This window comes from Bdellovibrio bacteriovorus (assembly GCF_041888015.1).
Taxonomy (GTDB): Bacteria; Bdellovibrionota; Bdellovibrionia; order Bdellovibrionales; family Bdellovibrionaceae; genus Bdellovibrio.
Map to the genome: position 1 here is coordinate 3559430 of NZ_CP168968.1, position 21173 is coordinate 3580602.

Sequence of the window (21173 nt, forward strand, 5' to 3'; positions counted from 1 at the left end):
AGTGACCTAACATAAGAAACATACCCACCAAAGGGTCTTTTAGGGCTATTTCAAGTTTTCGTCGTTGATCTCAACCAGAGGTTTGATCTTACGCATGAACGTCACAGCAAACTGATCTTGAGCATAAGAAGCACGCTTTCTCATTTTCAAAGCGATGCGGATTTGGCCCAAACCGTTGTTGGCTACCAAGCGAGCCTCACCGATCCAGTTTGCATAAGTCAGTTTAGAGTTGCTCAAAGAAACCAGATCCAAAGAGTCTTCCTGATCTTTCGCAATACGAGAAAGAGGAATGTTCACACCCGTACCCGCTTCAGGAGCCAGCAAAGGACCCGCGAAAGCCAGAAGTTCGTTGTTCGCACCTTTGGTCACAACCGTGAAGCCAGAACGACCGTTCACAACTTCAAAGGAAGACAAGCCCACGGACTTGATTCTATCCACGGTGTTTTCTTTTCTGATCGTGTTTTTAACGTAATCACGCAGGATCAGATACTCTGGATTGTCAGAGAACTGCTCTGGAAGATTGAAGTACAAATCAGCAGAAGAATTTCTGAACACCACATTGATGATTGCAGAAGAAGGGCTGGAACCGATTTTCAAACGTGCAAACACGTTTTCACAACCGCCATCCAGATCCAGACACTTCACAGAGCCTTCCAAAGCGCGCGTGCCCGTTGTTCTTTCGCCGTTACCAGCGCGAACAGATCTGACTGGAGAAGCAGCACCTTCACCTTGAGATCCAGCAACGTTATAAACTTTGATATCGTTACCTTCTCTGACTTTCAAAGTGATGATCACATCACCGGACATGCTGTCCACTGAAAGCTTTGCCGACTGAACAGAAGCTGCTGCTTCCAGGTTCAAGCGACGAGTGTCATGACTGACCTTTTCGTTACGAGCTCTCAGGAAATTCAAAAGATCATCAGTGCCAGAAGAAGTGTAAACCAAGCCATCAGCCGTCACACCACCCGTCATACGCTTCGTCAAATTATCACGAGTCACGTTGGCAGGATCGTTGTAGCGATAGTCACCCGGAAGCACATGCGTGCCCGGAGCTGGAGCCGGACGAGTGTCCACAACTGGTGGAGGTGTCGTCGGATTCACAGGGTTTTGTGGAGCCTGCGGATGAGTCGGAGTTGGAGGAGGTGGTGGCGGAGGAGTGGATGGTTTCCCCTGACCTTGACCTTTGTTTGGAATCGGAGAAGGTTGAGTCGTGTCCTTACCATTACTGCCCGGAGCCGGAAGACCGCCGCCGATTTCGCCGTTGGTATTATCTGTCTGACTAGAGTCCGTCGGCTTAGCTTGTTTAGTGGGCTCTGAGAAAACGTCTTTTTTCTTACCGCAAGCAGTAAGGGACAACGACGCCAACAAGGCCGCCGTGATCAGGGTATGCTTTTGAAGCATTGGCAACATGAGAAACCTCCAAGGATTCTTTATTCGAAGGGACCTTTAGCAAGGGCCGGGCCAGATTTCGTCACCCCTCAGCAGGCCTTGTATTTCAATACAGATAGGTTTTAGACTGAGCTTTGGAAGGAATTACATGCCTGTACAACAATTCGGCGAGCTCTTGAGCGACCCTAAAAAACTGACCCAACATCTATTTAAAGTTATTCTTGTCAGCTTCGTGCTGGCGCTGCTGGCGATGTACTTCGTGGATCAGCAAGCATCCCTGTATTTCGCGGAAAAAGAAGTCACCGCGATGTGGAGAAAACCCGCACGCATTCTGACCGACGTGGCTTTGTCTGAATACTATTTTGCCGCGGCTTTGATCATTTGGTCATTCTGCAAATGGGCAGCCCCGCACATCGGTGCGTTGAAGTCCCATCTATCCCGCGTGGATTATTATCGCCGCTGGGGTTTGAATCTTCTGGTGTCTTTGCTGGTGGCCGGAGCCATCACGCATATTATCAAATTCACCGCCGGACGTCAGAGGCCTCACAAAACGCCGGATTTTGATCCGCACATCTTCACACCGTTTACGACTCACTGGCATTGGCATTCGTTTTCTTCAGGCCATTCTCAGGTGATCTTCACTGTTGCCACAATGATGAGTGTCGCCTTCCCGCGCTTTCGCTGGTTCTGGATTCCGTTTGCGATGCTGGTGTGCCTGACCCGCGTGGTGGTGCATGATCACTTTGTCAGCGATATTATCTTTGGCGCTTGTGTGGGCTATGTAGGCACCTTGCTGGCATTGCAGTTGATGCGCAAAAAGACTCAAAACGGCCTTTATTAGGATTTTTCAGAGAGGAATTCCACCAGATACTGGGATTCCCTCATGGTTCTAACGATGTCCTTGTAATTTGCGACATATGTTTCGACCAATCCCCAGAAACGATCTGAATGGTTCATGTGCTGCAAATGCGCCAGCTCATGAACGATCACATAATCAATCACCTCTTCAGCAAAGACGATCAGACGCCAGTTCAGATTGATGATCTTTTTCGACGAACAACTGCCCCAGCGGGTCTTTTGTTCGCGGAATTTGACTTGTGACGGGCGCAGATGCATCTGCTCAGACCAATAGGCCACACGCTGACTTAAAAAATCCACGGCTTCGCGCTTATAGAAATGACGAATTTCCTTCAGGGCCGTTGGATGCTCTTCGATCAGGGAATCCGCACTCCAGTCGTTGCGTGGGATATGCAAAAGCAGATGTTCATCCGTGACAGAGACAAAGGTTTTTTTATGTAAAGTGATGACCACTTTGAGCTTTCGCTCCACGCCCTTAAACGGAAAATTCTCGTAAGCTTTGATGCGCTTTTCCGGAAACTTTTCGGTGATCTCGGAAAATTTCACGAAAGTTTTTTCGATCCAGTCCTTTTTGGCCATCAAAAAATCGACGATGACTTTCTGACTGGTGCTTTTCGCCGCCACGACCTTGATGGGCTTGTTCGGGTACAGATAAATAGAAACCGAGCGACGAAAATTCCGTCGATGCACCTCTACAGGCCATTTTGCGAAGAGAAAGGTTTCTTTGCCGCTCATCAGTCAGAGAATGACTTAAGCCTTAAAAACTGGCAAGATCAGATAATGGATAAAAGCTCTTCTTTCTATAGTTTAGACCCTGAAAAAGTGCTTCTGGCGACAGAACACGCCGGCCTTTATCCGACGGGCGAGTTTACGCAGCTGAATTCCTATGAAAACCGCGTTTTTGATATCAAGCTGGAAGAACCCTGCATGCCCGGGGCTTTGAATAAAAACGTCATCGCCAAGTTCTATCGCCCCAACCGCTGGAGCAAAGAAGCCATCCTGGAAGAGCATGAGTTTTTGCTGTCACTGAAGGCCGAAGGCATTCCCGCCGTCGCCCCCTTGCTGCAAGGCCATGATTCGACTTTGTTAGAGGTGGACGGCATGTACGTCGCCTTCTTCCCGAAAGTTCTGGGCCGCATGCCGCAAGAGTTCCTGCAAGGCGAGCTTCATAAAGTAGGCCGCTTGATGGCGCAAGTTCACAATGTGGGCGCGAAGAAAACCGCCCCGCACCGCCCTGTTCTGGATACCAGTTATTATGGCGGCTGGGATACCTTGGATTTCCTGCAAGACTGGATCACACCGGAATTGCGCGAACGCTACAATATCGCTGCCGAAGATATTCTGTATGCCATTGATGACCACTTTGATCCTTCTGAATTCATCCGCATTCATGGCGACTGCCATAAAGGCAATTTACTGAACAACGGCCAAGAGTTCTTCCTGGTGGATTTTGATGATTTCGTCAATGGACCGGTTATACAAGACTTCTGGATGCTGCTTTCCGGGGACGAAGACAGTTTGGATGATGAAAAGATGCAGATCATTCAAGGCTACGAAGAGCTGCGTGAATTCCCTGATCATCAATGGTCGTGGATTCCGATGCTGCGAGGCCTGAGAATCGTGTCCTATGCCGGCTGGATCGCCAAACGCTGGGAGGACCCGAGCTTCCCCCGCCTGTTCCCGGAGTTTAACAAATACACCTATTGGGCCGAAGAAGTTGAGGCCTTGGAAAAAATCGCCTGGAAGATTGGATAAAGAAAGACCCGCTGACAAACAAGCGGGTCTTTTTGTTTTAGCGTATTCTTGAAGAAGGATTCACCTGGCTTGATGATCCACTTTCCCTGCGCTGCCTTTCCCGGAACTGCGCTGAACTCTTTTTGCCGCCCCGACGGGACAGTCGCATTTTCGGCTGCGACGTCAGAGTGTGAGAAACCTCTTCGGTCTTTGATTCTGGCAAATCCGGATATTTTGGCTGCCGCTTCATCTTGGTCGATGTGTGCGAGGCAGACACTCGACGACTGCCGCTATTTATAGGATGGGATTTTTTACTACTTGCAGAAAGTCTTTTCGTTGTTCCGGTGCGGCTGGACTTCATTGAAGAACTGCCTGATTTCATTTTTGCACTTGTCGATCTTTTAGCCTTTATCGAACGCGTTTCCAAAGTTCTTTTTCGTGGGGCCGTTGCCTTCGCCCGGCGAGCCGGAGCTGCGGAGGTTTTAAGCTCAGCTTTGAACTTTCGCAGACTTATATTCAGGTGATTCATGCGATAGCGAATCAGACGGCCGCTGCTTAACTTCGTGGACCCACGCCACACATGTTCCCGACTTTCTTTATCGCGCAACCGAGTTTTATAGCTGGCTATCAGGCGCTCGCAGCGGGCAATGTGTTCATTCAATCGATTTTTCGAAAGATGATGAAGGGTTTCTGGAAAGCTGTCTTTCACAAGTTGGTATTCAGCCCGCGGGAAGTTTCGGCGAGCGGTTTGCAATTCGTCTCTCATACCTGGCTCCTTTTGTTGAGGGTCTGTTGAATCAGCTTCATTTTAGAGAAGTCTGACTTGATGACCTTCAATTTCATGAGCTACCTGTTACAAAACAAGGGCCACTTTCGCGGCCCCTGTGGAATTCTGCCTGATTACTTAAGACTTACTGGCCCAAAGTCACCGTACTGAGTTCCATGGTTTTTACTTTTCCAGAATCACCATCGGTCTTCATCACTTTTACAAGACCGAATGGAACATCACCCCACCACATGGTCACAGAGTCTCCATCGTGATGACCGCCCTTATCCCAGGTCTTCATCATCTTGCAAGTGTTGTAGGTTCCCGCTGGGACTGTGATTTCTTCCATGACACCGCCATGAACCACACAGTTCGTCATGATCATTTGCCACTTCTCTGAGCTGTACAGATTCGTCTTTTCTTTGGTTTCGCAGCGTTCCCATTTTCCCATCTGCATCCACGATTTCACCAGCCACTTCATGGTGGTTGGGTCCTGACTGAGCACTTCTTTGGAGCCTTTTATTTCGGCGCTGCTTCCATCCGTGCCGACAACAGTTCCTGTCCACTCGACCTTATCCCCCACCATTGGATATGCCATCGCATAGGTGGATGCAAAGAAGACGATACCTGCAAATAATTTTGCTGCTTTCACAAAGACCTCCTAGTCTTGTTGGTTTGGTTTAATTTTGGAAGCCTAGGTTGGACTGAAGATTTTTTTTCGTCTGCGATTTTTTACGGGACCTGCAACCTTACACCTGACTGATAAAAGTGGCTGAAAGAAAACAAAAAACCGAAGGGGTTTCCTTCGGTTCCGTGTGAAATAAATGTGTTGAATCTATTTAGGGGTGCTTTAAAAACCATTCTGTAATCAGCTCTGGAGCTTCTTCCAGCCATTCGTGTCGCGCCCAGGGACTGACAAATGCCGTTGTCTCAATGCCCAGCGCCTGCAGACTTTCATAATAAGGATACATCGTGCGCACAGGAACCACAGGATCTAAGCGACCATGCAGGAAAATTGTCGGTGGATGATTGTCGGCAATTGTTTCAGGCACAAAACACATCGGGCCACCGCAAGTGGCGTAGGACGCCGAATTTACCGCGAGGGCTTTAAACACCCCCGGGAAGGCCACTGCCATACGGCTGGAATGATATCCACCGCTGGAGATCCCTGTGGCATACAGACGATCCATGTTCAACTTCCCGAACTCCCCATTCCCCATGGCTTTTAAAAGCTCTTCAACGAAGAAGAAGTCTTCAGAAGTGTTGTAGTCAACACCTACAATGTTCGTCATCCATGCAATGCCCTCGATGGCCGGTGGTGCAATTACCGCAAAACCGTGATCCAACAAAGACTGAATCAAGCGGATCTCATTGTATCCGCCCGCGATCATCAGACTGCTTCTGGAAAATTCCACCGGAAACAGACTTCCCTGATACAAAACAACCGTAGGCCAACCCGCTTTGGGAGTACGCCCTTTCGGCAAGGTGTACTTTACCTGACGAGTGAGGTGAGGCCCCGCAACATCCTTAACCAAATAAGGACAAGTCAGACGATCCACAAATCCGCTGACCTCACAGATTGAGCGCGCCTGTGCCGACATTCCCAGGGACAGGACACTCAAAATTCCAAGAGCCAGCGTTTTCATCGGATCTCCTTCAGCGGACCTCAGGTCCGGGGACAATATAATCGCAAACAAAGCGTTTTGTCCCCTGGAACAGTTGACGGTTTTCCGAAGCTTTTGTCAAAAAAACCGTTTAAGCCGCGACTCTGAAGCCCCAAAATACCACTTTTGCAGGGGAATAGCTCGATCCGTCTGTTACTGGCAGTACCAATCAGTGCCGTTTCCGGTCACATACAAATCCTGCACCTGCATAGCCTGCAGTTTCATGGGAATTCGAGCTTTCAATCCGGTGGGAATAGGGTGATTCAGGACCATCAAGAACTCCAGACCATCAGTGCCTGCCAAGCTGGCGACCAGTTGGTGATCATTGTAGTTTTTCACACTGCCAGTCTTACCGGCCTCTTCACTGGATCCTTCATAGGTGTATTCAACATCAGCGCCGCAGTTTCGGCTTGGGCACTTGCCTGGCACCCAGGCTGAATAACTGTATTGGACCTTGCCATGATCATCATATTTCAGCTTCAGGATTTTTTGCCCGATACCTCTTACGGGATCAGCATTGAGAGAACATGTAATCTCTTGAGGAAAGTGGCACTGATAAGAGCTGGCGCGATCCAGGAAACAATCTGCCTGAGCTGCCGCCGCCGAAAGAATCAAACCCGAAAGAACAATCAAAGAATTTATTTTCATTACAACCTCCTACGTTGTTGGAGGCGAAATTATTTCCAAAGAAAGTATTTGTATAATTCATATATATCACTTTATTATCATTTTTAATGAGTTTACTAAGCCCTTCCCTTGAAGCTTTCTGGGCCGTTGTTCAAAAAGGCACGGTCCTGGAAGCTGCTAAAATAGTAAATCTCACCCAGACAGGGGTGACCCAACGTATCCGGAGCTTGGAAAAGCAACTGGGTGTGACGTTGTTCACCCGCTCCCGTAAAGGCATGCGTCTTACCCAGGAAGGGGAATCCCTTCTGCGCTATGTCCAGGCGGCCCGCGATCTCGAAGGGGACACCCTGTCTAAAATTTCCGGAAAAAAAGAATCGGCCTTCTTTGAGGTCTGCCTCAGTGGCACATCCACCCTGATGCGCTCGCGAATCATTCCCAAAGTCAGCACGGTTGTTAAAAAGAATCCGAAGCTGCGCGTGCGCTTTGATATCACAGACACAGACAGCGTTTTGGGAAAACTAAAAACAGGCTTTGCTCAAATCGGGGCCCTTCCTGCAAATCAAGTGGGCTTGGAGCTGGATTCCAAGGTGATGGCGCCGGAACGATATTACCTAGTCGGCCCCACGGCATGGAAAAAACGAAAGCTCGAAGATATTCTTTCCAATGAACCCATTATTGATTTCGACCCGCAAGACACTGTCACTCTGGATTTGCTGAAAAAATATAAACTGGCGGGAAAAGCACAGAAGCTGCGCCACTATGCCAACAACATCGATGCCCTCACCTATATGCTGCAACAAGGGTTGGGCTATTCATCACTGACAGAAGAATTTGCCCGTCCGTTTATCAAAGATGGCAGCCTTTGTTATCTCGCCAGTGAATTGCATTTGGATTATTCCGTCGCATTGGCATGGTATCCCCGCTCTGAAATGCCTGCGTACTTCAAGCAGCTCGTCGAAGTTCTGACAAAAAAGAATTAAATTTCCTCTAGCAAAAAATGAAGGTTCCATCTTGGAACTGGCCGCCACAAAGGATTTCAAAAAAATCAGTTTACTTTTTTTGAACTATCCTCGATATTGGATTTATCTCTAATGAAAGGAGGCCATCATGATTATTATGATGATTCAAAATACAAATATTTGCGGATCTACAAACGTGGACGTGGCCTCTGGAATTCAATCGTAGGTCACAACCCAATCCCGCGACAATTGAAACGAACTGCATCTCTGGACACGTAAAGTGTTTGTCACTTTTCGTCTTTAGATCTTAACCCAAAATTTAATTTTAGCTCTGGCGACGCTTTGGTCTCATTTTACAGAAATGAGGTCCCCAACACCTGTGTTCTGTATTTAGATTCCGAAGTGGTGTCATAGCTGAACTTTCAAACAACCCTTGCGCATTTATCTGTCAAAACGGCCTTTTGAACAGAACTGTCGCAAGCATTATCAATCCTGAGGAGGAAGCTATGAACGCATTAATGCGTAGAAAAAAACAATGGGAATTCCAAAACGAGCGATACTTATTGAAACTCGTTGAAACCTCAACTGATGTGTCTATTGAAAGCGTAAAAAAGGCCGGTCAACTCACAAGCTTCCTTCTGTATCTTACTTATAAGAGTACAAGGATCATGCTTGCGTTAGCGTCTGCTACATTAAGAGGACCGAAACTGGTACGCTATTCAACTCCAGAGCAAAATCACGAAGTTCTGGAAGTACAGCTTCAGCAGTTGGAAGCCCGCCTGCAAAATCCAACAATTTTGCAAAGATAATCGCAAGGGGAGCATCACGCTCCCCTTTTTCCTAACTCATGAACTTTTTTGAGGTAGGATTCAATCACATCCTTGGAACGATCTTTGATCTGATCCAATTGTGTGACCTTGACAGGTTTGATCCCGCAAAATTCCAAAACTGAACTTTTCATCATACGAATCACCGGATCTCGCAGAATAAACTTATTCCACCATGAAGGCGCATCCGTGGTCACAATCAACCTTCCCGTGCGGCCTTTCAATAAGCGAGCCCACCAGGGGTTGCCTTTGTGATACTTAAAAGCAAAGCCCGGCAAAAGAACCCGATCTAAGAATCCCTTTAGCAAAGCCGGAACAGAGCCCCACCAGATTGGATGAACAATGACTATATGTTCGGCCCATAGCAGGTCCTTCTGCGCCTGAACTAGATCAGGCTCAAGTTCCTGAATTTTCAAGTAGCCCTTATGCAAGATGGGATCAAACTTCAGATCCGACAAGTGCACCAAACGCGTGTCAAATCCCGCCGTCTTCGCACCGGCAACATATTCTTGCGCCAAAGCGGCACACAAGGACTGATCATTGGGATGCCCGTTGATCACCAGGATCTTTTTCATAAAATAGCCCCCCTAATGTTTACAATGTTAACATTAATGTGACCGTTGTAAACATAGATTGACCATGCTAGACTTTTTTACATGGCAAAGATGTATCATCACGGCGATCTTAAACAAGCCGCAATCAAACGAACTGTTGAAATCATTCAGAAAAAGGGCGAGGCCGACTTTACCCTGCGTGAAATTGCCCAAAGCCTCAAAGTGAGCCACACGGCCGTCTATCGTCATTTCAAATCCAAGCAGGATCTTCTGTCTCATATCGCGGAAGAAGGCTTCAATAAACTCTGCCAGGACTTTGTCGAAGAGCTACAAAAACATCGCACCCCCCGTCAACGCCTGCACACAATCGGGAAGGTCTATATAGAATTCGCCCTAAAACATGCCGGACATTATCGCAGTATGTTTCATCAGGAGCTTCGCTGTGCCGAGTACCAGCGCCCAGAATTAGAGGCTGCGGGCTATCAGGCCTTCAACATCCTGGTGGATTGCCTGAACGAGGGCATGAAAACGCAGGTTTTCCGCAAAACCGACCCCACTACTACTGGGCGATTTATCTGGTCAGGCATCCATGGTTTTTCCATCCTGCTGATCGACGGGCAATTTCAAAGCGTGCAAAGCAAGGCGGCTATCGAAGACGCCATTGAGACCCACCTGTCCTTCTTAGAGCGGGCCCTTCTGAAGTAAGCGAAGAGATCTCACAGCTCAACCCGTGAGTTTAAAGTATCTGCCCTATTTTCAATACCTTGCGTTATCATAAAAGGCCGATCTGTTTTTCCGCAGAACGAGCCCTCCCTTGGTTTTGATGCCCTGTTTTCCTTTGTCATCGCGGCGGCGCCATTCTATATTTTCAGGGCGCTTTTACAATCCATCACAAAGGACACGACTTATGAAAAAAATCAAAGTTGCAAATCCCGTCGTTGAGCTCGACGGCGACGAAATGACAAGAATCATCTGGAAATTCATCAAAGAAAAATTGATTCTTCCTTACCTAGAAATCGACATTAAGTACTTCGACTTGGGCATGGAGCATCGTGATGCTACCAACGACCAAGTGACTGTTGACGCTGCGGAAGCGATCAAAAAGTACAATGTGGGTATCAAATGCGCGACAATCACTCCTGACGAAGCTCGCGTAACTGAATTCAACCTAAAACAAATGTGGAAGTCCCCGAACGGCACTATCCGTAACATTTTGGATGGCACTGTATTCCGTGAACCGATCATCTGCAAAAACGTTCCTCGCTTGGTTCCTAACTGGACAGCACCAATCTGCATCGGTCGTCACGCTTTCGGTGACCAATACCGTGCAACTGATTTCGTGACTAAAGGCAAAGGCAAGCTGACTGTGACTTTCCAACCTGAAAACGGTGGCGAAACGATCACTCACGAAGTTTACAACTTCAAAGGCGATGGCGTTGCTTTAACTATGTACAACACTGACGAATCCATCACTGGTTTCGCACGTTCTTGCTTCAACCAGGCGTTGACTAAGAAATGGCCTTTGTACCTTTCTACTAAGAACACAATCTTGAAAAAATACGATGGTCGCTTCAAAGACATCTTCGAAGAGATCTATCAAAAAGAATTCAAAGCGAAGTTCGATGCTGCTGGCATCACTTACGAACACCGTTTGATTGACGACATGGTTGCGTCTGCTTTGAAATGGAATGGTAACTTCGTATGGGCTTGTAAGAACTACGACGGCGACGTTCAGTCTGATACTGTAGCTCAAGGTTTCGGTTCTTTGGGTCTTATGACTTCAGTTCTTGTAACTCCAGACGGAAAGACAATGGAATCTGAAGCGGCTCACGGAACAGTGACTCGTCACTACCGTCAGCACCAACAAGGCAAACCGACTTCAACAAATCCAATCGCTTCTATCTTTGCATGGACTCGTGGTCTTGAGCACCGTGGAAACTTGGATGGCAACACAGATCTTGTGAAGTTCGCTCAAACTTTGGAAAAAGTTTGTGTTGAAACAGTTGAAGCTGGCTTCATGACAAAAGATCTTGCAGTTTGCATCTATGGCGACAAAGTTCCAGCTGACAAGTACATGAACACTGAGCCGTTCCTGGCGAAGCTGGATGAGAACTTGAAAAAAGCTCTTTCCATGTAATTGATTTGTCCTAAAAGACGAAATGAAAGAGGAGCCCGCGAAGGCTCCTCTTTTTTTTCCAATACGTGCCTTAATTTAAAATCTAAGACCCACAGCTTTTACCCCAGGTATTCGCCGTTTTATCCCCCACACCGATATGCAAAGAGGCGCTGCCATAGTGACCGATGGCTCTTAGGCGCTTGGCCTTACGCATTTTGCAGAGTTCTTTAAAGGCACGGTCCGCTTCGCTGTTGCTCGCAAATCTGACGTCGATGGATGTTCCATAAGGATGTCGACCAGCGGCCCCGCCCACGTTTTTATTATAAGGTTCAGGTCTCCACCAGTTATAGATCTGACTGATCTTGATCCCCTTGGCAGAAAGATCCTGCAAGATACGCACTCCTTCAATCGGATACTTCCACGTGCCTTGATCCGGATGAATCAGATTGTGCGCCTGACTGGAACCATAGGTACAGCGGAAGGTATTCACACTGCGAGGATTCGGGCGAACCACTTGGTCACACCAGAACGAACCATTGGTTTCCTTGGAACACTTCTGCAGGAACTCTTCTTTTTTAGACAACCCCAAATTGACCTGATTTTTTTGTGAGGACGACGCCTTCATACACCCCAGTGCCTGAATCTCTTCGGAAATGCCAAAGTCATCATGAACGTGATCGGCAATATCCTCGCCATCGGTAGCAGCTGTGTCTGTCGTATCAGTGATATTTTGATTTTCATTTTGCATGGAAGCGTGTTCAACGAAATCGTCGGCTCCCCCTTGGCATCCCAGCAAACCCATACCCAGAGCAAGAACCAAAGTAGCAGTATTCTGTTTCAATGTCATCTGCGAACCCTTTCACTGCCTATTGGCAGGTGGGTGTCAGACTACATTGCTTACATTTTTTTCATCTACAAGACCGGACAAGATCAGGAACAAAGGACAGCACAAAACGAGGGATCTTTTGGTAAACCTCACGACTCAAGGTACATTAGTCAGGGAAAATAAGTTTAAACTCAGGAAAAGGCGGGACCAATGGCAAAGCTGAGTGTTTTCAATCTGATTACTCTGGATGGCTACTTCAAGGGGCCGAACAACGATATTAGCTGGCACAACTTCGGTGAAGATGAATTGGCTTTATCCATCGAGGCCGCCAACAGCGGAAACACGCTGCTTTTTGGAAGAGTCACCTATGACATGATGAAGAGCTATTGGACCTCCGATGATGCCAAGAATGAAGATCCCAAAACCACTCAAGGCATGAACAGCTCAAAGAAGATCGTGTTTTCCAAAACCCTGAACGAAGCCACGTGGGAAAACACCCGTCTGATCAAGGGCGATCTGATAAGTGAAATCAAAAAACTAAAAGCTGAAGAGAAAGCAAATATAACTATCCTGGGTAGTGGCCAAATCGTCGCACAACTGGCCGAGGCAAATCTGATTGATGACTATTCAATTCTATTAAATCCCTTGGCACTGGGCGATGGAACAACCATGTTCAAAGGGTTGTCCCATCCACTAAAACTGAATCTTGTGTCCGTAAAATCCATGAAAAGCGGGAATGTCCTGCTGAAATATACAGGGACAGGTTCCGAATAAGCTCTTCATTCGCCGACAAATAATCTGTCGGCTCCTGCTGAATGATATCATGTCCTAATGTCCGAAGGACTTCCTGGGCAATTAAGTTCGCAAAACGCGAAACCTGAGTGGCATCTTGCGGCCAAAGGTTCTTGCCGACATAGGATCTGGCATAGGCTAATTTGGCGTGATCTTCATAAAGAAGATGTTCCCATTGCACACTGACTTCCGAATCAAAATCCCGCATGCGCACATACTGATACTGAAAGTCCGTCATCGCACCATAGTAAAGAGCTTTGAACATCGCACTTTTATCATTGAAGTAAAACACAGTCACCGTATCGGCATAAAACTCAGCATAGGCCGTTAAGTGACGCATGAAACTCTGGTAGGATTCATTTTCCATCAACTCTGAATAGCGAGCCCGAAGAGATTCCACACTCTGTTCCGCGCGCCACTTTAGGTCCGAAATCTCAGCCAGCCCCGCAAACAAATCTTTATACTGAGGAAAATGACGCCGTACCTTTTCATGAAAGATCGCATGCCCATATTCGTGAGCGGCTGCTGCATAAAGGCTGGCAGCAGGCACAGAATGCTCCCGGCCGTATGTTCCGGAAAAGACCAACTGCACCGGCACCTGAACAACAGACCCATTGTCAAAACTGGCATTGTCCGAAGACACCCCAACCAACAAACGCACAGACGGCGCTTCACCAAACCGTTGAGCCATGCCATTGAAGATCTCCGAAAGCTCACGAGCCAGATCACAGTTGAGATCAGCCTGAAAACGAACTTCTGTGACAACACCACCCACTCCGCTACAAGCAGAGGTCGGAGCCGCAAAGGCCGGTGCTAGAATCAGGGCAAAAAGAAAGCTCAACATGCCTTAGAGTTATAGACAGGTTGAGCTTATTTCGAAATAGGTTGGAAATTTTTACTACTTAATGCGCGTCTTAATCTTCACTTTACTTTGAGAACGGCAAGTGGACTCCATAGAAACTGTGGCGCAGACCATCTTCCCACAGTTCAAGGTCAGAACCTGATTTTCTTTGTTCAGCTCTTTGGTTTCAGTCTTCCACTCGGCACAAGCTTTTTTCCAGTTCACACGGGCATCTTTCAAAAGCGGAGCCGCATCCCCTTCGATTTCATCTTCGCTAGTGACAACTTCATATTCATTCTTAGCTTTGGAGCCTTTTTAAATTTCAATCGTCGTCTCGCCATCCGCGGGATTGTCTTTCACCCCCATCGTCTGAGCAAAAGCAAAAGAACCCATCAAACAAAAAGCCAATACCATTTTCAACATACGAATCACCTCACATTCCCAAATGCTCCCCCACCCCCACCTAAACAGCAAGCAACGACCCACCCTCCCAAAAACTCTCCCCACCTGCCCCAGCGGCGCCCCAAAGGGGCCAGCCTGCCAAAAAACACCACCGCCCCCAAATTCCACGCTTAAACCAGAGATAACGTCGGCATAGAAGTAAATCTGGGTGCTAGCTCTCCGGAAAGCGACCTCTGGCGGGGCCCGGACGGCCCGAACCGGGGCTTGCCCCGGCGCCAGCAGAGCCCGGATGGCGTGTCGCCTGGAGAGGGAGCTAGCACCCAGATTTACTTCAATGCCGCACCCAGTTATCGAATGTAATCCCCCTCCCAATGGGATACATCCAGCGGTGGCCGGGTCCCATACAATAGCTCTCTTGACGAATCCCGCTAGGTCCGGAAGGAAGCAACGGCACTCGAGGGACTATGTGATATGGGGTGCTCGGCCACTTTTTTATCTTTCGCACGAACCGAGAAAACGAACTAGTAGGGGTGGGTTTTGTCTTATCAGGTGATTGCACGCAAATGGCGTCCCCAATCATTTACCGACGTTGTCGGACAAAATCATATTACCCAAACACTTTCCAATGCGTTGAAAAACGGTCGTCTTCCGCATGCCCTGCTTTTCACAGGACCTCGTGGAACCGGTAAAACTTCTTCTGCTCGTATTCTTGCCAAAGCTCTTCGCTGCCCCAATGCTCAAAATTTTGTCCCGTGTAACGAATGTGATTCCTGCAAAGAAATCGCAGGCGGTTCCAGCATTGACGTGATCGAGATTGACGGTGCCTCCAACAACGGTGTGGATGCGATCCGTGAGCTGCGCGACACTGTGGCTTTCATGCCTTCCAGTGGTAAATACAAAATCTATATCATCGACGAAGTTCACATGCTTTCCACAAGTGCCTTCAACGCTTTGTTGAAGACTTTGGAAGAGCCGCCTTCACACGTTGTTTTCATTATGGCGACAACCGAGGTCCACAAGATCCCCCAAACGATCTTGTCCCGTTGTCAGCGTTTTGATTTCCGTCGTATCTCCACCCGTTCTATCACTGAACGCCTGCAGTTGATCTGTGATCGCGAAGGCGTGACCGCAGACGATGAAGCGCTGTGGGTGATTGCTCGTCAGGGTGACGGATCCATGCGTGACTCGCAAAGTTTGCTGGATCAGGTGATCACCTTTGCCAATGGTCCATTGACTCGCGCCAGTGTTGTGGAAATTCTGGGTCTGACAGACCGTGCGCTGCTGTTTGAAACTTTGAATGCTTTGATTGATCGCAATTCTCAGGCGATTTTGAAAGTTATTGAAAAGATCGCGGCCGCGGGCTTTGAGCCCCATTTGTTCTCGCAAGATCTTCTGGAAATGATTCGCAACCTGCTTTTGATCAAAGTGTCCGAAGCACAAGCGTCTCAGATTCTGGAAATGCCCGATTCTGAACTTCAAGCGTTGAGCGAGATGGCTGGACGTCTTCCTGAAGAAGACATCCACATGCTCTTCGACATGGCATTGAAGGGTGGCAATGATATCCCTCGCGCCCAAGATCCTCGTATTGTTCTGGAAGTGACTTTGCTTCGTATGGCTTCAGCTCCCAAACTTGTGGACCTGAAGACGTTGTTGCAAGGCGGAGCTATCACCCCTCAAAGCGCAGGTGGGGCCCGGCCCTACGTTCCGCCGGTAGCACCTGCCGTTAAAGGTCACGATCGCATTGAAGAATCCCAAAAAGTTTTAGATGGCCCCACAGGCCTTGAAGCCATGAAGGCGGCTTTGAATAAAGCCAAACCTGCGGCTTCTGCTGCCAGTACTACTCCTGCGGCGACAGCGGCGGCCCCCGCTCCTCAAGCTGCTCCTGCACCTGTTCCGGAAAAACCGAAACTGGCCACAGGGTCTTCTTCCAAAGAGCGCTGGGTGAACTTTGTGGAGCTGCTTCGCCAGGACGATGCCTTGTTTGCTGCCAAAGTGGAAAATCTTCTTTTTGTAAAAGAAGAAGGAAAGCTGATCAGCCTGGGTGTTCCCATGAAGTTGGCCTTCCTGAAAGACCAAATGGCCGACGCCCAAGTGCGCAAAAAACTACAGGGATTTATTGATTCATACTGGGGTGCTGGGTATTCTTTTGAGGTATTAATGAGTCGTGATCAGGTCGGAGAATCCGCCCAGGCCATTCAGCAGAAAAAAGTGCAGTTGGCCGAGGAAGAGCTTCGCAACAAGATCAACGAAAACCCCATGGTCAAGGCTGCACAGACCGTGTTCAAGGGACAGATCAAGTCCATCGTTGAACTAAATAAACGCGGCCACTAAAAAGGAGATTTCTATGAAGGGTATGCCCGGCGGAATGGCTCAGTTGATGAAACAAGCCAACCAAATGCAAATGAAGATGAAAAAAGCCCAGGATGATCTTGCCTTGGCTGAGTACGAAGCAACTTCTGGCGGTGGCGCTGTAAAAGTAAAAGTGAACGGCGACCACATGATCACTGCTTTGGCCATCGACGCTGAAGTTTTGAAAGCGGGCGACGTTGAAATGCTTCAGGACATGATCTTGTCTGCAGTGAACGAAGCCGTAAAAACAGCTCGTGATACTTCCGCAAAAGAAATGGAAAAAATCACTGGCGGCTTGAATATCCCAGGAATGTTCTAAGGCCTGTGGCCACAGTGCTGAGGGCGCCGACAGGTGTCCGAAGCTGGAGTAGTTAGTGTTACATATTTCTGCCCTTGAAAAATTAGTCCACGAGTTGAGCCGTCTGCCTGGTATCGGGCCGAAGACTGCTCAACGTCTGGCTTATTTCATCTTGCGCACTGGGAACGAATATCCAGAGCGTTTAAGTGAGGCGCTTTTGCGTGTTAAGGCCGAAGTGCATGATTGCCCTCGCTGCTTTAATTACACGGACACGGACATTTGCCGTTATTGCGAAGATGCTCATCGTGCGGATGAATCCATCTGCGTGGTGGAAGAACCCGCAGACATCATGCGCATTGAATCTTCTGGCGCCTTCCGTGGCCGTTACCATGTCTTGCACGGGGCGATTTCCCCGCTGGAAGGCATCGGTCCTAAAGAATTGAAAATCAAAGAGCTGATCGACCGTGTTGATGACGGCCTGAACGGCACCGGCCCGGTTATCAAGGAAATCATCCTCGCATTGGATGCCGACCTTGAGGGCGACACCACGATTTTATACCTGGCGAAGCAGCTTCAAGGCAAAGGTTTGAAACTTTCTCGCATTGCCCATGGAGTTCCTATTGGCAGCGACATCGATTTCATAGATGATAGAACTATGGGTCGTGCCCTGCAAAATAGAGTGGAGCTGTAATGTCCTTTATTAACTACAATGCCAAAGAGATTCACTGCAAAGTCGTGTATTACGGTCCTTCCTTGGGCGGTAAAACAACGAACATTCAGTGGGTTTATCAAAAAACGGCGGAGGATCAAAAATCCAAGCTCGTGGCATTGAATACGGACATTGAGCGCACTCTGTTCTTTGACTTCCTGCCTTTGAACGTCGGCGACATCCGTGGCTTTAAGACCCGCTTCCACCTTTACACCGTTCCTGGTCAGGTGGTTTACGATGCTTCCCGCAAACTGATCCTAAAAGGTTTGGATGGCGTGATCTTCGTAGCGGACTCTCAAATCGAACGTATGGATGAAAACCTGGAATCCCTGCGCAATCTTGAGAGAAACTTGGAACAACAAGGCTACGACATCCGCGAAATCCCTTTGATCATGCAATACAACAAGCGTGATTTGCCGAATGTGGCTTCCTTGGCCGAGCTAAGAAGCGCACTGAACCCTTATAATGCTCCTGAAATCGAAGGCTGCGCCTCTGAAGGCCGTGGCGTCTTTGAATCCCTGAAAACCGTTTCCAAATCCATTATCAACGTATTAAAAGGTGGAACGACTCTGTAAGGTTGGCCATCATGGCTGGGCCTTTGTGGGGTTGCTTTTTGCGCTTATCGTGCTATATGAGCTTTTTCTGGGTTCATCTGGGTTACAATAAGGCCCGAGGTTGATTATGGCTTATGATATTGCTGCTGATATTCAGCGACTTAAAAAAGAGAAAAACGCGGTCATTCTGGCTCACTACTATGAAGATGGTGATATTCAGGATATCGCGGACTATGTCGGTGACAGCTTCTATCTGGCCAAGATGGGCCAACAGGTTCAACAAGACACCATCTTGCTTGCGGGTGTGGTCTTCATGGCTGAAAGCGTGAAGATTCTAAATCCGACTAAAACAGTTCTGGTTCCGGATATGGAAGCCAGCTGTTCGTTGGTGAAAGGCGCGCCTTACGACAAGTATCTGGCTTGGCGTCGTCAGCATCCTGACGGTATTGCAGTGACTTACATCAACTCCAGCGCGGAAGTTAAATCCATCTCTGATGTAATCATCACTTCTTCCAACGCTCAACAGATCGTCGAATCCATTCCCAAAGATCGCAAGATCCTGTTTGGGCCAGATCAACATTTGGGCCGTTGGCTTTCTAAAAAACTCAATCGTGAATTCGTGTTGTGGCCAGGCGCTTGCGAAGTGCACGTTCTGTTTAACGCAAAGAAATTGTATGAGCTGATTGCCCAGCATCCCGATGCTGTGGTGATTGCGCATCCTGAATGCGACGAATCCGTATTGCAATATGCTTCTGTGATCGGCTCCACGTCCCGCTTGCTGGAAGAAGTTCAGAAAAATCCGGCAAAGAAATTCATCGTCGCAACGGAAACTGGGATCTTCCACCAGATGCAAAAGCTGCGTCCTGATGTGGAACTGATCCAAGCGCCGGTTTTGGATTCGGGTTGTTCTTGCAACAACTGTCCTTACATGAAGATGAATTCCATGGAGAAAATCAAATACGCGCTTGAGACCGCAAAACCTCAAGTGGGTCTTGATGAATCCCTGCGCCTGAAGGCCAAAGTGTCTTTGGATCGCATGATGGACATCACCAGCGGCAAGCCAGTGACTTGGCCTTCGGAATTCACTGTTTAATTTTCACCCCAAGGACTCAATGCCGATGATATTCTCTGACAGCACCCTTGAGTCCTTCCGCAAGATTCTTCACTCTCCCAGTTTACAGATATTCGCACATCCCGACTGGGGTAGCCACAATCCCGCTCATCGCGAACTATTGCGCGCGGAAATTCAGAAACACACTGAAGGCAAAAATCTTTATCATTCCGTATCTCACACCCAGGACTTGGGCATGTTTGCTCTTTGTGAGTCCCCGATTGGCGTGGATTTGGAGATCATTTCCCGCGTGCAGGACAAGGTCGTGGCACGTGTGTCTTCTAATGAAGAGCTGAGTGTAGCCCCAAGTGCTTTCGCCTTGTGGTGCGCGAAGGAAGCGTGTTTTAAGGCGCTCAAAACCTTCGAGCAACCGTCGGTGGTTTCTAAAATTTCTATAGGGGACTGGCAAAATATTGATTCTCAGACTGAGACATTCACCCTTTTGAACTCCACAGAGTTCAAATCCTCCTCTGAGGGACGGGGAATTGTCAGGCAAATTTCACAGTGGAGCTTCTGCTTTTTTGTAATTCCCTCTTAACTTTGGTCGAGTCCTGCCGAAGAGTCTTATAACCGACACTAATGTAGTTTGTTTTAAGGTAGGTAACAGATGGGAAGTACAAAATACAATCGCAGAGTGGCTCCAAGGACCGAAGTCTCTCCCATTCATATTTCATATCTCACTTCACTGGATGACTTTGCAAAGATCGCAAAGAACAGTGAGATCATCGAGGCGTCCTCGACAGGGCTTTTGCTCCTGATTAAACGGGAAGATCTGATTCCCTCAGCGCTTCGCAAAAATCTGAATTTGGATTGCCTGATTGGTGACCGTGTCTTTATGCACTTGGAAGAAATGAACCTGGAGATCTCCGGCGTGATCACACGCACGCAGCTTCTGGGGAAAAAAGGTTTCCATGTCGCGATTGACTACTCGGAGGAAGCGCCGGAGTACTGGCGCGAATGCCTGATGGACCTTCTGCCTCGTCCGGGTGAACTGGATTAGAGCTTTATAGCTGCAAAACCACTTGTCGCGGGGTCTTTCGATCCCGCGATTTTTATTTTTGATTTCTGTTTTTACAAATCCGTGAATTCCGGAAGGCCGATTTCAGAAACCAGCACCACAGAATAGTGTGGAGGCAGGAACCAGCTCAAAGCCTCTGCAATACCCTGATGTTCTTTGGTTGGAGGATTCCCCAAAGACTCCAAAGAAAATGCCAGATCATAGTGCTTGCGATCCTGACTCATCACCAGAATGCGCGGGCGAAGAACGCCCTGATCACGGAAGAATTCTTTTAAGATATTGCGAACATACTGCGGAAGATATTGTGGGGACGGCGGTCCTGCATGCAGGCCCTGACCTTTTTCCATTTCCACACTGCCCACCGGAGACTGCGCAGCCTCTTGATAGAAACGGCCGGTTTCTTTGAAGTTCCAAAGCATGCCGTAAGTGAATACATAATCTGGATAAGACTTGCGTGGATTCACAACCAGGCCCACGCCCTTCATAGCCGCCCATTGCATGACTTTGTTGGCAGGCTCTGTCGCGTCTTCACCTGTTTCCACCAAAATATATGGCCAACCATCCGGACCCTGCTGAGGAGCTTCCACCAAAAGCTTGATGTTGCCCTGAGTGACGGACATGAAGAAATCAATCTCCCACTGGTGGTCGCGTTTTTCATCAGGCACGTTCACTATTTCAATCAGGTTCATGGAAGTCTCCTAAAAACAAAAAGGCCGGGATAACCCAGCCTTTTTATGTCCGTTTAAGGGGCAGGTCAAGCCACGCTCCCCTGTGGCGCA

The 21173-nt window shown here is 48.2% G+C and carries 25 protein-coding genes and 1 other RNA gene; 15 read left to right on the forward strand and 11 right to left on the reverse strand.

Going from position 1 to position 21173, the window contains the following annotated elements:
• Positions 1 to 45: 45 nt before the first annotated feature.
• Entirely contained in the window at positions 46 to 1410 is a 1365-nt protein-coding gene (locus ACES2G_RS16985) for a hypothetical protein (protein ID WP_347358480.1), read from the reverse strand.
• Between the two features lie 127 nt (positions 1411 to 1537).
• On the opposite strand from ACES2G_RS16985, the gene ACES2G_RS16990 reads away from it, so the two are divergent.
• Positions 1538 to 2230 (forward strand): phosphatase PAP2 family protein, encoded by a 693-nt coding sequence (locus ACES2G_RS16990; RefSeq protein ID WP_347358481.1) that lies wholly within the window; start codon positions 1538 to 1540, stop codon positions 2228 to 2230.
• Here the strand turns inward: ACES2G_RS16990 and ACES2G_RS16995 are convergent.
• Positions 2227 to 2982, reverse strand: a complete 756-nt coding sequence (locus ACES2G_RS16995) for a M48 family metallopeptidase (RefSeq protein WP_374000830.1) — start codon at positions 2980 to 2982, stop codon at positions 2227 to 2229. The two genes, ACES2G_RS16990 and ACES2G_RS16995, sit on opposite strands and share 4 nt — an antisense overlap.
• A 45-nt stretch (positions 2983 to 3027) precedes the next feature.
• Here ACES2G_RS16995 and ACES2G_RS17000 point away from each other — a divergent pair, with 45 nt between their 5' ends.
• A complete protein-coding gene (locus tag ACES2G_RS17000; protein ID WP_347358483.1) occupies positions 3028 to 4002 on the forward strand; it encodes a serine/threonine protein kinase in 975 nt (324 codons plus the stop codon).
• 37 nt (positions 4003 to 4039) lie between these two features.
• On the opposite strand, the gene ACES2G_RS17005 is transcribed toward ACES2G_RS17000, so the two are convergent.
• The 4 genes from ACES2G_RS17005 to ACES2G_RS17020 all read right to left on the reverse strand — a co-directional run bounded on the left by ACES2G_RS17005 (position 4040) and on the right by ACES2G_RS17020 (position 7059).
• Entirely contained in the window at positions 4040 to 4747 is a 708-nt protein-coding gene (locus ACES2G_RS17005; protein WP_374000832.1) for a hypothetical protein, read from the reverse strand.
• Between the two features lie 145 nt (positions 4748 to 4892).
• The gene (locus tag ACES2G_RS17010; RefSeq protein ID WP_347358485.1) at positions 4893 to 5399 is read right to left on the reverse strand and encodes a hypothetical protein; all 507 of its coding nucleotides are present in this window, start codon (positions 5397 to 5399) and stop codon (positions 4893 to 4895) included.
• 187 nt (positions 5400 to 5586) lie between these two features.
• Entirely contained in the window at positions 5587 to 6393 is an 807-nt protein-coding gene (locus tag ACES2G_RS17015; RefSeq protein ID WP_347358486.1) for a dipeptidyl aminopeptidase, read from the reverse strand.
• 171 nt (positions 6394 to 6564) lie between these two features.
• Positions 6565 to 7059, reverse strand: a complete 495-nt coding sequence (locus ACES2G_RS17020; RefSeq protein ID WP_374000833.1) for a hypothetical protein — start codon at positions 7057 to 7059, stop codon at positions 6565 to 6567.
• Positions 7060 to 7145: 86 nt separating this feature from the next.
• Here ACES2G_RS17020 and ACES2G_RS17025 point away from each other — a divergent pair, with 86 nt between their 5' ends.
• A complete protein-coding gene (locus ACES2G_RS17025) occupies positions 7146 to 8018 on the forward strand; it encodes a LysR family transcriptional regulator (RefSeq protein ID WP_347358488.1) in 873 nt (290 codons plus the stop codon).
• A gap of 485 nt (positions 8019 to 8503) precedes the next feature.
• On the forward strand, positions 8504 to 8806 hold the full coding sequence (locus ACES2G_RS17030) for a hypothetical protein (RefSeq protein WP_374000834.1): 303 nt from the start codon (positions 8504 to 8506) through the stop codon (positions 8804 to 8806).
• Positions 8807 to 8820: 14 nt separating this feature from the next.
• On the opposite strand, the gene ACES2G_RS17035 is transcribed toward ACES2G_RS17030, so the two are convergent.
• Complete coding sequence (locus ACES2G_RS17035) at positions 8821 to 9399, reverse strand: NAD(P)H-dependent oxidoreductase (RefSeq protein ID WP_374000835.1); 579 nt, start codon at positions 9397 to 9399, stop codon at positions 8821 to 8823.
• An 81-nt stretch (positions 9400 to 9480) separates the two neighbouring features.
• Between ACES2G_RS17035 and ACES2G_RS17040 the strand changes: the two genes are divergently transcribed.
• Both ACES2G_RS17040 and ACES2G_RS17045 read left to right on the forward strand, forming a co-directional pair.
• Positions 9481 to 10083: a TetR/AcrR family transcriptional regulator gene (locus ACES2G_RS17040; protein ID WP_347358491.1), complete on the forward strand. Its 603-nt coding sequence runs from the start codon at positions 9481 to 9483 to the stop codon at positions 10081 to 10083.
• 202 nt (positions 10084 to 10285) lie between these two features.
• The gene (locus tag ACES2G_RS17045; protein ID WP_374000836.1) at positions 10286 to 11515 is read left to right on the forward strand and encodes an isocitrate dehydrogenase (NADP(+)); all 1230 of its coding nucleotides are present in this window, start codon (positions 10286 to 10288) and stop codon (positions 11513 to 11515) included.
• Between the two features lie 82 nt (positions 11516 to 11597).
• Here the strand turns inward: ACES2G_RS17045 and ACES2G_RS17050 are convergent, their stop codons facing one another.
• On the reverse strand, positions 11598 to 12341 hold the full coding sequence (locus ACES2G_RS17050) for a hypothetical protein (RefSeq protein ID WP_374000837.1): 744 nt from the start codon (positions 12339 to 12341) through the stop codon (positions 11598 to 11600).
• A 189-nt stretch (positions 12342 to 12530) separates the two neighbouring features.
• Between ACES2G_RS17050 and ACES2G_RS17055 the strand changes: the two genes are divergently transcribed.
• Entirely contained in the window at positions 12531 to 13094 is a 564-nt protein-coding gene (locus ACES2G_RS17055; protein WP_374000838.1) for a dihydrofolate reductase family protein, read from the forward strand.
• Here the strand turns inward: ACES2G_RS17055 and ACES2G_RS17060 are convergent.
• Together ACES2G_RS17060 and ACES2G_RS17065 are read right to left on the reverse strand one after the other, a co-directional pair.
• Positions 12994 to 13956 carry a hypothetical protein gene (locus ACES2G_RS17060; RefSeq protein ID WP_374000839.1) on the reverse strand — a complete coding sequence of 321 codons (963 nt, stop codon included), beginning with the start codon at positions 13954 to 13956 and terminating at the stop codon, positions 12994 to 12996. The genes ACES2G_RS17055 and ACES2G_RS17060 overlap by 101 nt on opposite strands.
• A gap of 54 nt (positions 13957 to 14010) precedes the next feature.
• Entirely contained in the window at positions 14011 to 14193 is a 183-nt protein-coding gene (locus ACES2G_RS17065) for a hypothetical protein (protein ID WP_374000840.1), read from the reverse strand.
• Positions 14194 to 14745: 552 nt separating this feature from the next.
• Here ACES2G_RS17065 and ffs point away from each other — a divergent pair.
• The 8 genes from ffs to ACES2G_RS17105 all read left to right on the forward strand — a co-directional run bounded on the left by ffs (position 14746) and on the right by ACES2G_RS17105 (position 20376).
• Positions 14746 to 14844, forward strand: an RNA gene (gene ffs / locus ACES2G_RS17070) — signal recognition particle sRNA small type.
• A 48-nt stretch (positions 14845 to 14892) separates the two neighbouring features.
• Positions 14893 to 16686, forward strand: coding sequence for a DNA polymerase III subunit gamma/tau (dnaX, locus tag ACES2G_RS17075; protein WP_374000841.1), 1794 nt, complete (start codon positions 14893 to 14895; stop codon positions 16684 to 16686).
• A gap of 13 nt (positions 16687 to 16699) precedes the next feature.
• Entirely contained in the window at positions 16700 to 17023 is a 324-nt protein-coding gene (locus ACES2G_RS17080; protein WP_374000842.1) for a YbaB/EbfC family nucleoid-associated protein, read from the forward strand.
• Between the two features lie 55 nt (positions 17024 to 17078).
• Positions 17079 to 17693 carry a recombination mediator RecR gene (gene recR, locus ACES2G_RS17085; RefSeq protein WP_374000843.1) on the forward strand — a complete coding sequence of 205 codons (615 nt, stop codon included), beginning with the start codon at positions 17079 to 17081 and terminating at the stop codon, positions 17691 to 17693.
• A complete protein-coding gene (locus ACES2G_RS17090; RefSeq protein ID WP_011166041.1) occupies positions 17693 to 18286 on the forward strand; it encodes an ATP/GTP-binding protein in 594 nt (197 codons plus the stop codon). The genes recR and ACES2G_RS17090 overlap by 1 nt, the downstream gene beginning before the upstream one ends.
• A 106-nt stretch (positions 18287 to 18392) precedes the next feature.
• On the forward strand, positions 18393 to 19358 hold the full coding sequence (gene nadA / locus ACES2G_RS17095; protein ID WP_347358500.1) for a quinolinate synthase NadA: 966 nt from the start codon (positions 18393 to 18395) through the stop codon (positions 19356 to 19358).
• A 19-nt stretch (positions 19359 to 19377) separates the two neighbouring features.
• Positions 19378 to 19914 (forward strand): 4'-phosphopantetheinyl transferase superfamily protein, encoded by a 537-nt coding sequence (locus ACES2G_RS17100; RefSeq protein WP_374000844.1) that lies wholly within the window; start codon positions 19378 to 19380, stop codon positions 19912 to 19914.
• Positions 19915 to 19983: 69 nt separating this feature from the next.
• On the forward strand, positions 19984 to 20376 hold the full coding sequence (locus tag ACES2G_RS17105; RefSeq protein WP_347358502.1) for a hypothetical protein: 393 nt from the start codon (positions 19984 to 19986) through the stop codon (positions 20374 to 20376).
• Positions 20377 to 20447: 71 nt separating this feature from the next.
• Here the strand turns inward: ACES2G_RS17105 and ACES2G_RS17110 are convergent, their stop codons facing one another.
• Positions 20448 to 21083, reverse strand: a complete 636-nt coding sequence (locus ACES2G_RS17110) for a hypothetical protein (RefSeq protein WP_374000845.1) — start codon at positions 21081 to 21083, stop codon at positions 20448 to 20450.
• Between the last annotated feature and the right edge of the window lie 90 nt (positions 21084 to 21173).

Coding starts and splice junctions, on each gene's coding strand:
- ACES2G_RS17035 (WP_374000835.1), bottom strand. CDS start 9,399: ATGAAAAAGATCCTGGTGATCAACGGGCATCCCAATGATCAGTCCTTG.
- ACES2G_RS17040 (WP_347358491.1), top strand. CDS start 9,481: ATGGCAAAGATGTATCATCACGGCGATCTTAAACAAGCCGCAATCAAA.
- ACES2G_RS17055 (WP_374000838.1), top strand. CDS start 12,531: ATGGCAAAGCTGAGTGTTTTCAATCTGATTACTCTGGATGGCTACTTC.
- ACES2G_RS17000 (WP_347358483.1), top strand. CDS start 3,028: ATGGATAAAAGCTCTTCTTTCTATAGTTTAGACCCTGAAAAAGTGCTT.
- ACES2G_RS17090 (WP_011166041.1), top strand. CDS start 17,693: ATGTCCTTTATTAACTACAATGCCAAAGAGATTCACTGCAAAGTCGTG.
- ACES2G_RS17030 (WP_374000834.1), top strand. CDS start 8,504: ATGAACGCATTAATGCGTAGAAAAAAACAATGGGAATTCCAAAACGAG.
- ACES2G_RS17050 (WP_374000837.1), bottom strand. CDS start 12,341: ATGACATTGAAACAGAATACTGCTACTTTGGTTCTTGCTCTGGGTATG.
- ACES2G_RS17110 (WP_374000845.1), bottom strand. CDS start 21,083: ATGAACCTGATTGAAATAGTGAACGTGCCTGATGAAAAACGCGACCAC.
- ACES2G_RS17020 (WP_374000833.1), bottom strand. CDS start 7,059: ATGAAAATAAATTCTTTGATTGTTCTTTCGGGTTTGATTCTTTCGGCG.
- ACES2G_RS16995 (WP_374000830.1), bottom strand. CDS start 2,982: ATGAGCGGCAAAGAAACCTTTCTCTTCGCAAAATGGCCTGTAGAGGTG.
- ACES2G_RS17080 (WP_374000842.1), top strand. CDS start 16,700: ATGAAGGGTATGCCCGGCGGAATGGCTCAGTTGATGAAACAAGCCAAC.
- ACES2G_RS17005 (WP_374000832.1), bottom strand. CDS start 4,747: ATGAGAGACGAATTGCAAACCGCTCGCCGAAACTTCCCGCGGGCTGAA.
- ACES2G_RS17100 (WP_374000844.1), top strand. CDS start 19,378: ATGCCGATGATATTCTCTGACAGCACCCTTGAGTCCTTCCGCAAGATT.
- nadA (WP_347358500.1), top strand. CDS start 18,393: ATGGCTTATGATATTGCTGCTGATATTCAGCGACTTAAAAAAGAGAAA.
- ACES2G_RS17015 (WP_347358486.1), bottom strand. CDS start 6,393: ATGAAAACGCTGGCTCTTGGAATTTTGAGTGTCCTGTCCCTGGGAATG.
- ACES2G_RS16990 (WP_347358481.1), top strand. CDS start 1,538: ATGCCTGTACAACAATTCGGCGAGCTCTTGAGCGACCCTAAAAAACTG.
- ACES2G_RS17045 (WP_374000836.1), top strand. CDS start 10,286: ATGAAAAAAATCAAAGTTGCAAATCCCGTCGTTGAGCTCGACGGCGAC.
- ACES2G_RS16985 (WP_347358480.1), bottom strand. CDS start 1,410: ATGTTGCCAATGCTTCAAAAGCATACCCTGATCACGGCGGCCTTGTTG.
- ACES2G_RS17105 (WP_347358502.1), top strand. CDS start 19,984: ATGGGAAGTACAAAATACAATCGCAGAGTGGCTCCAAGGACCGAAGTC.
- ACES2G_RS17060 (WP_374000839.1), bottom strand. CDS start 13,956: ATGTTGAGCTTTCTTTTTGCCCTGATTCTAGCACCGGCCTTTGCGGCT.
- ACES2G_RS17025 (WP_347358488.1), top strand. CDS start 7,146: ATGAGTTTACTAAGCCCTTCCCTTGAAGCTTTCTGGGCCGTTGTTCAA.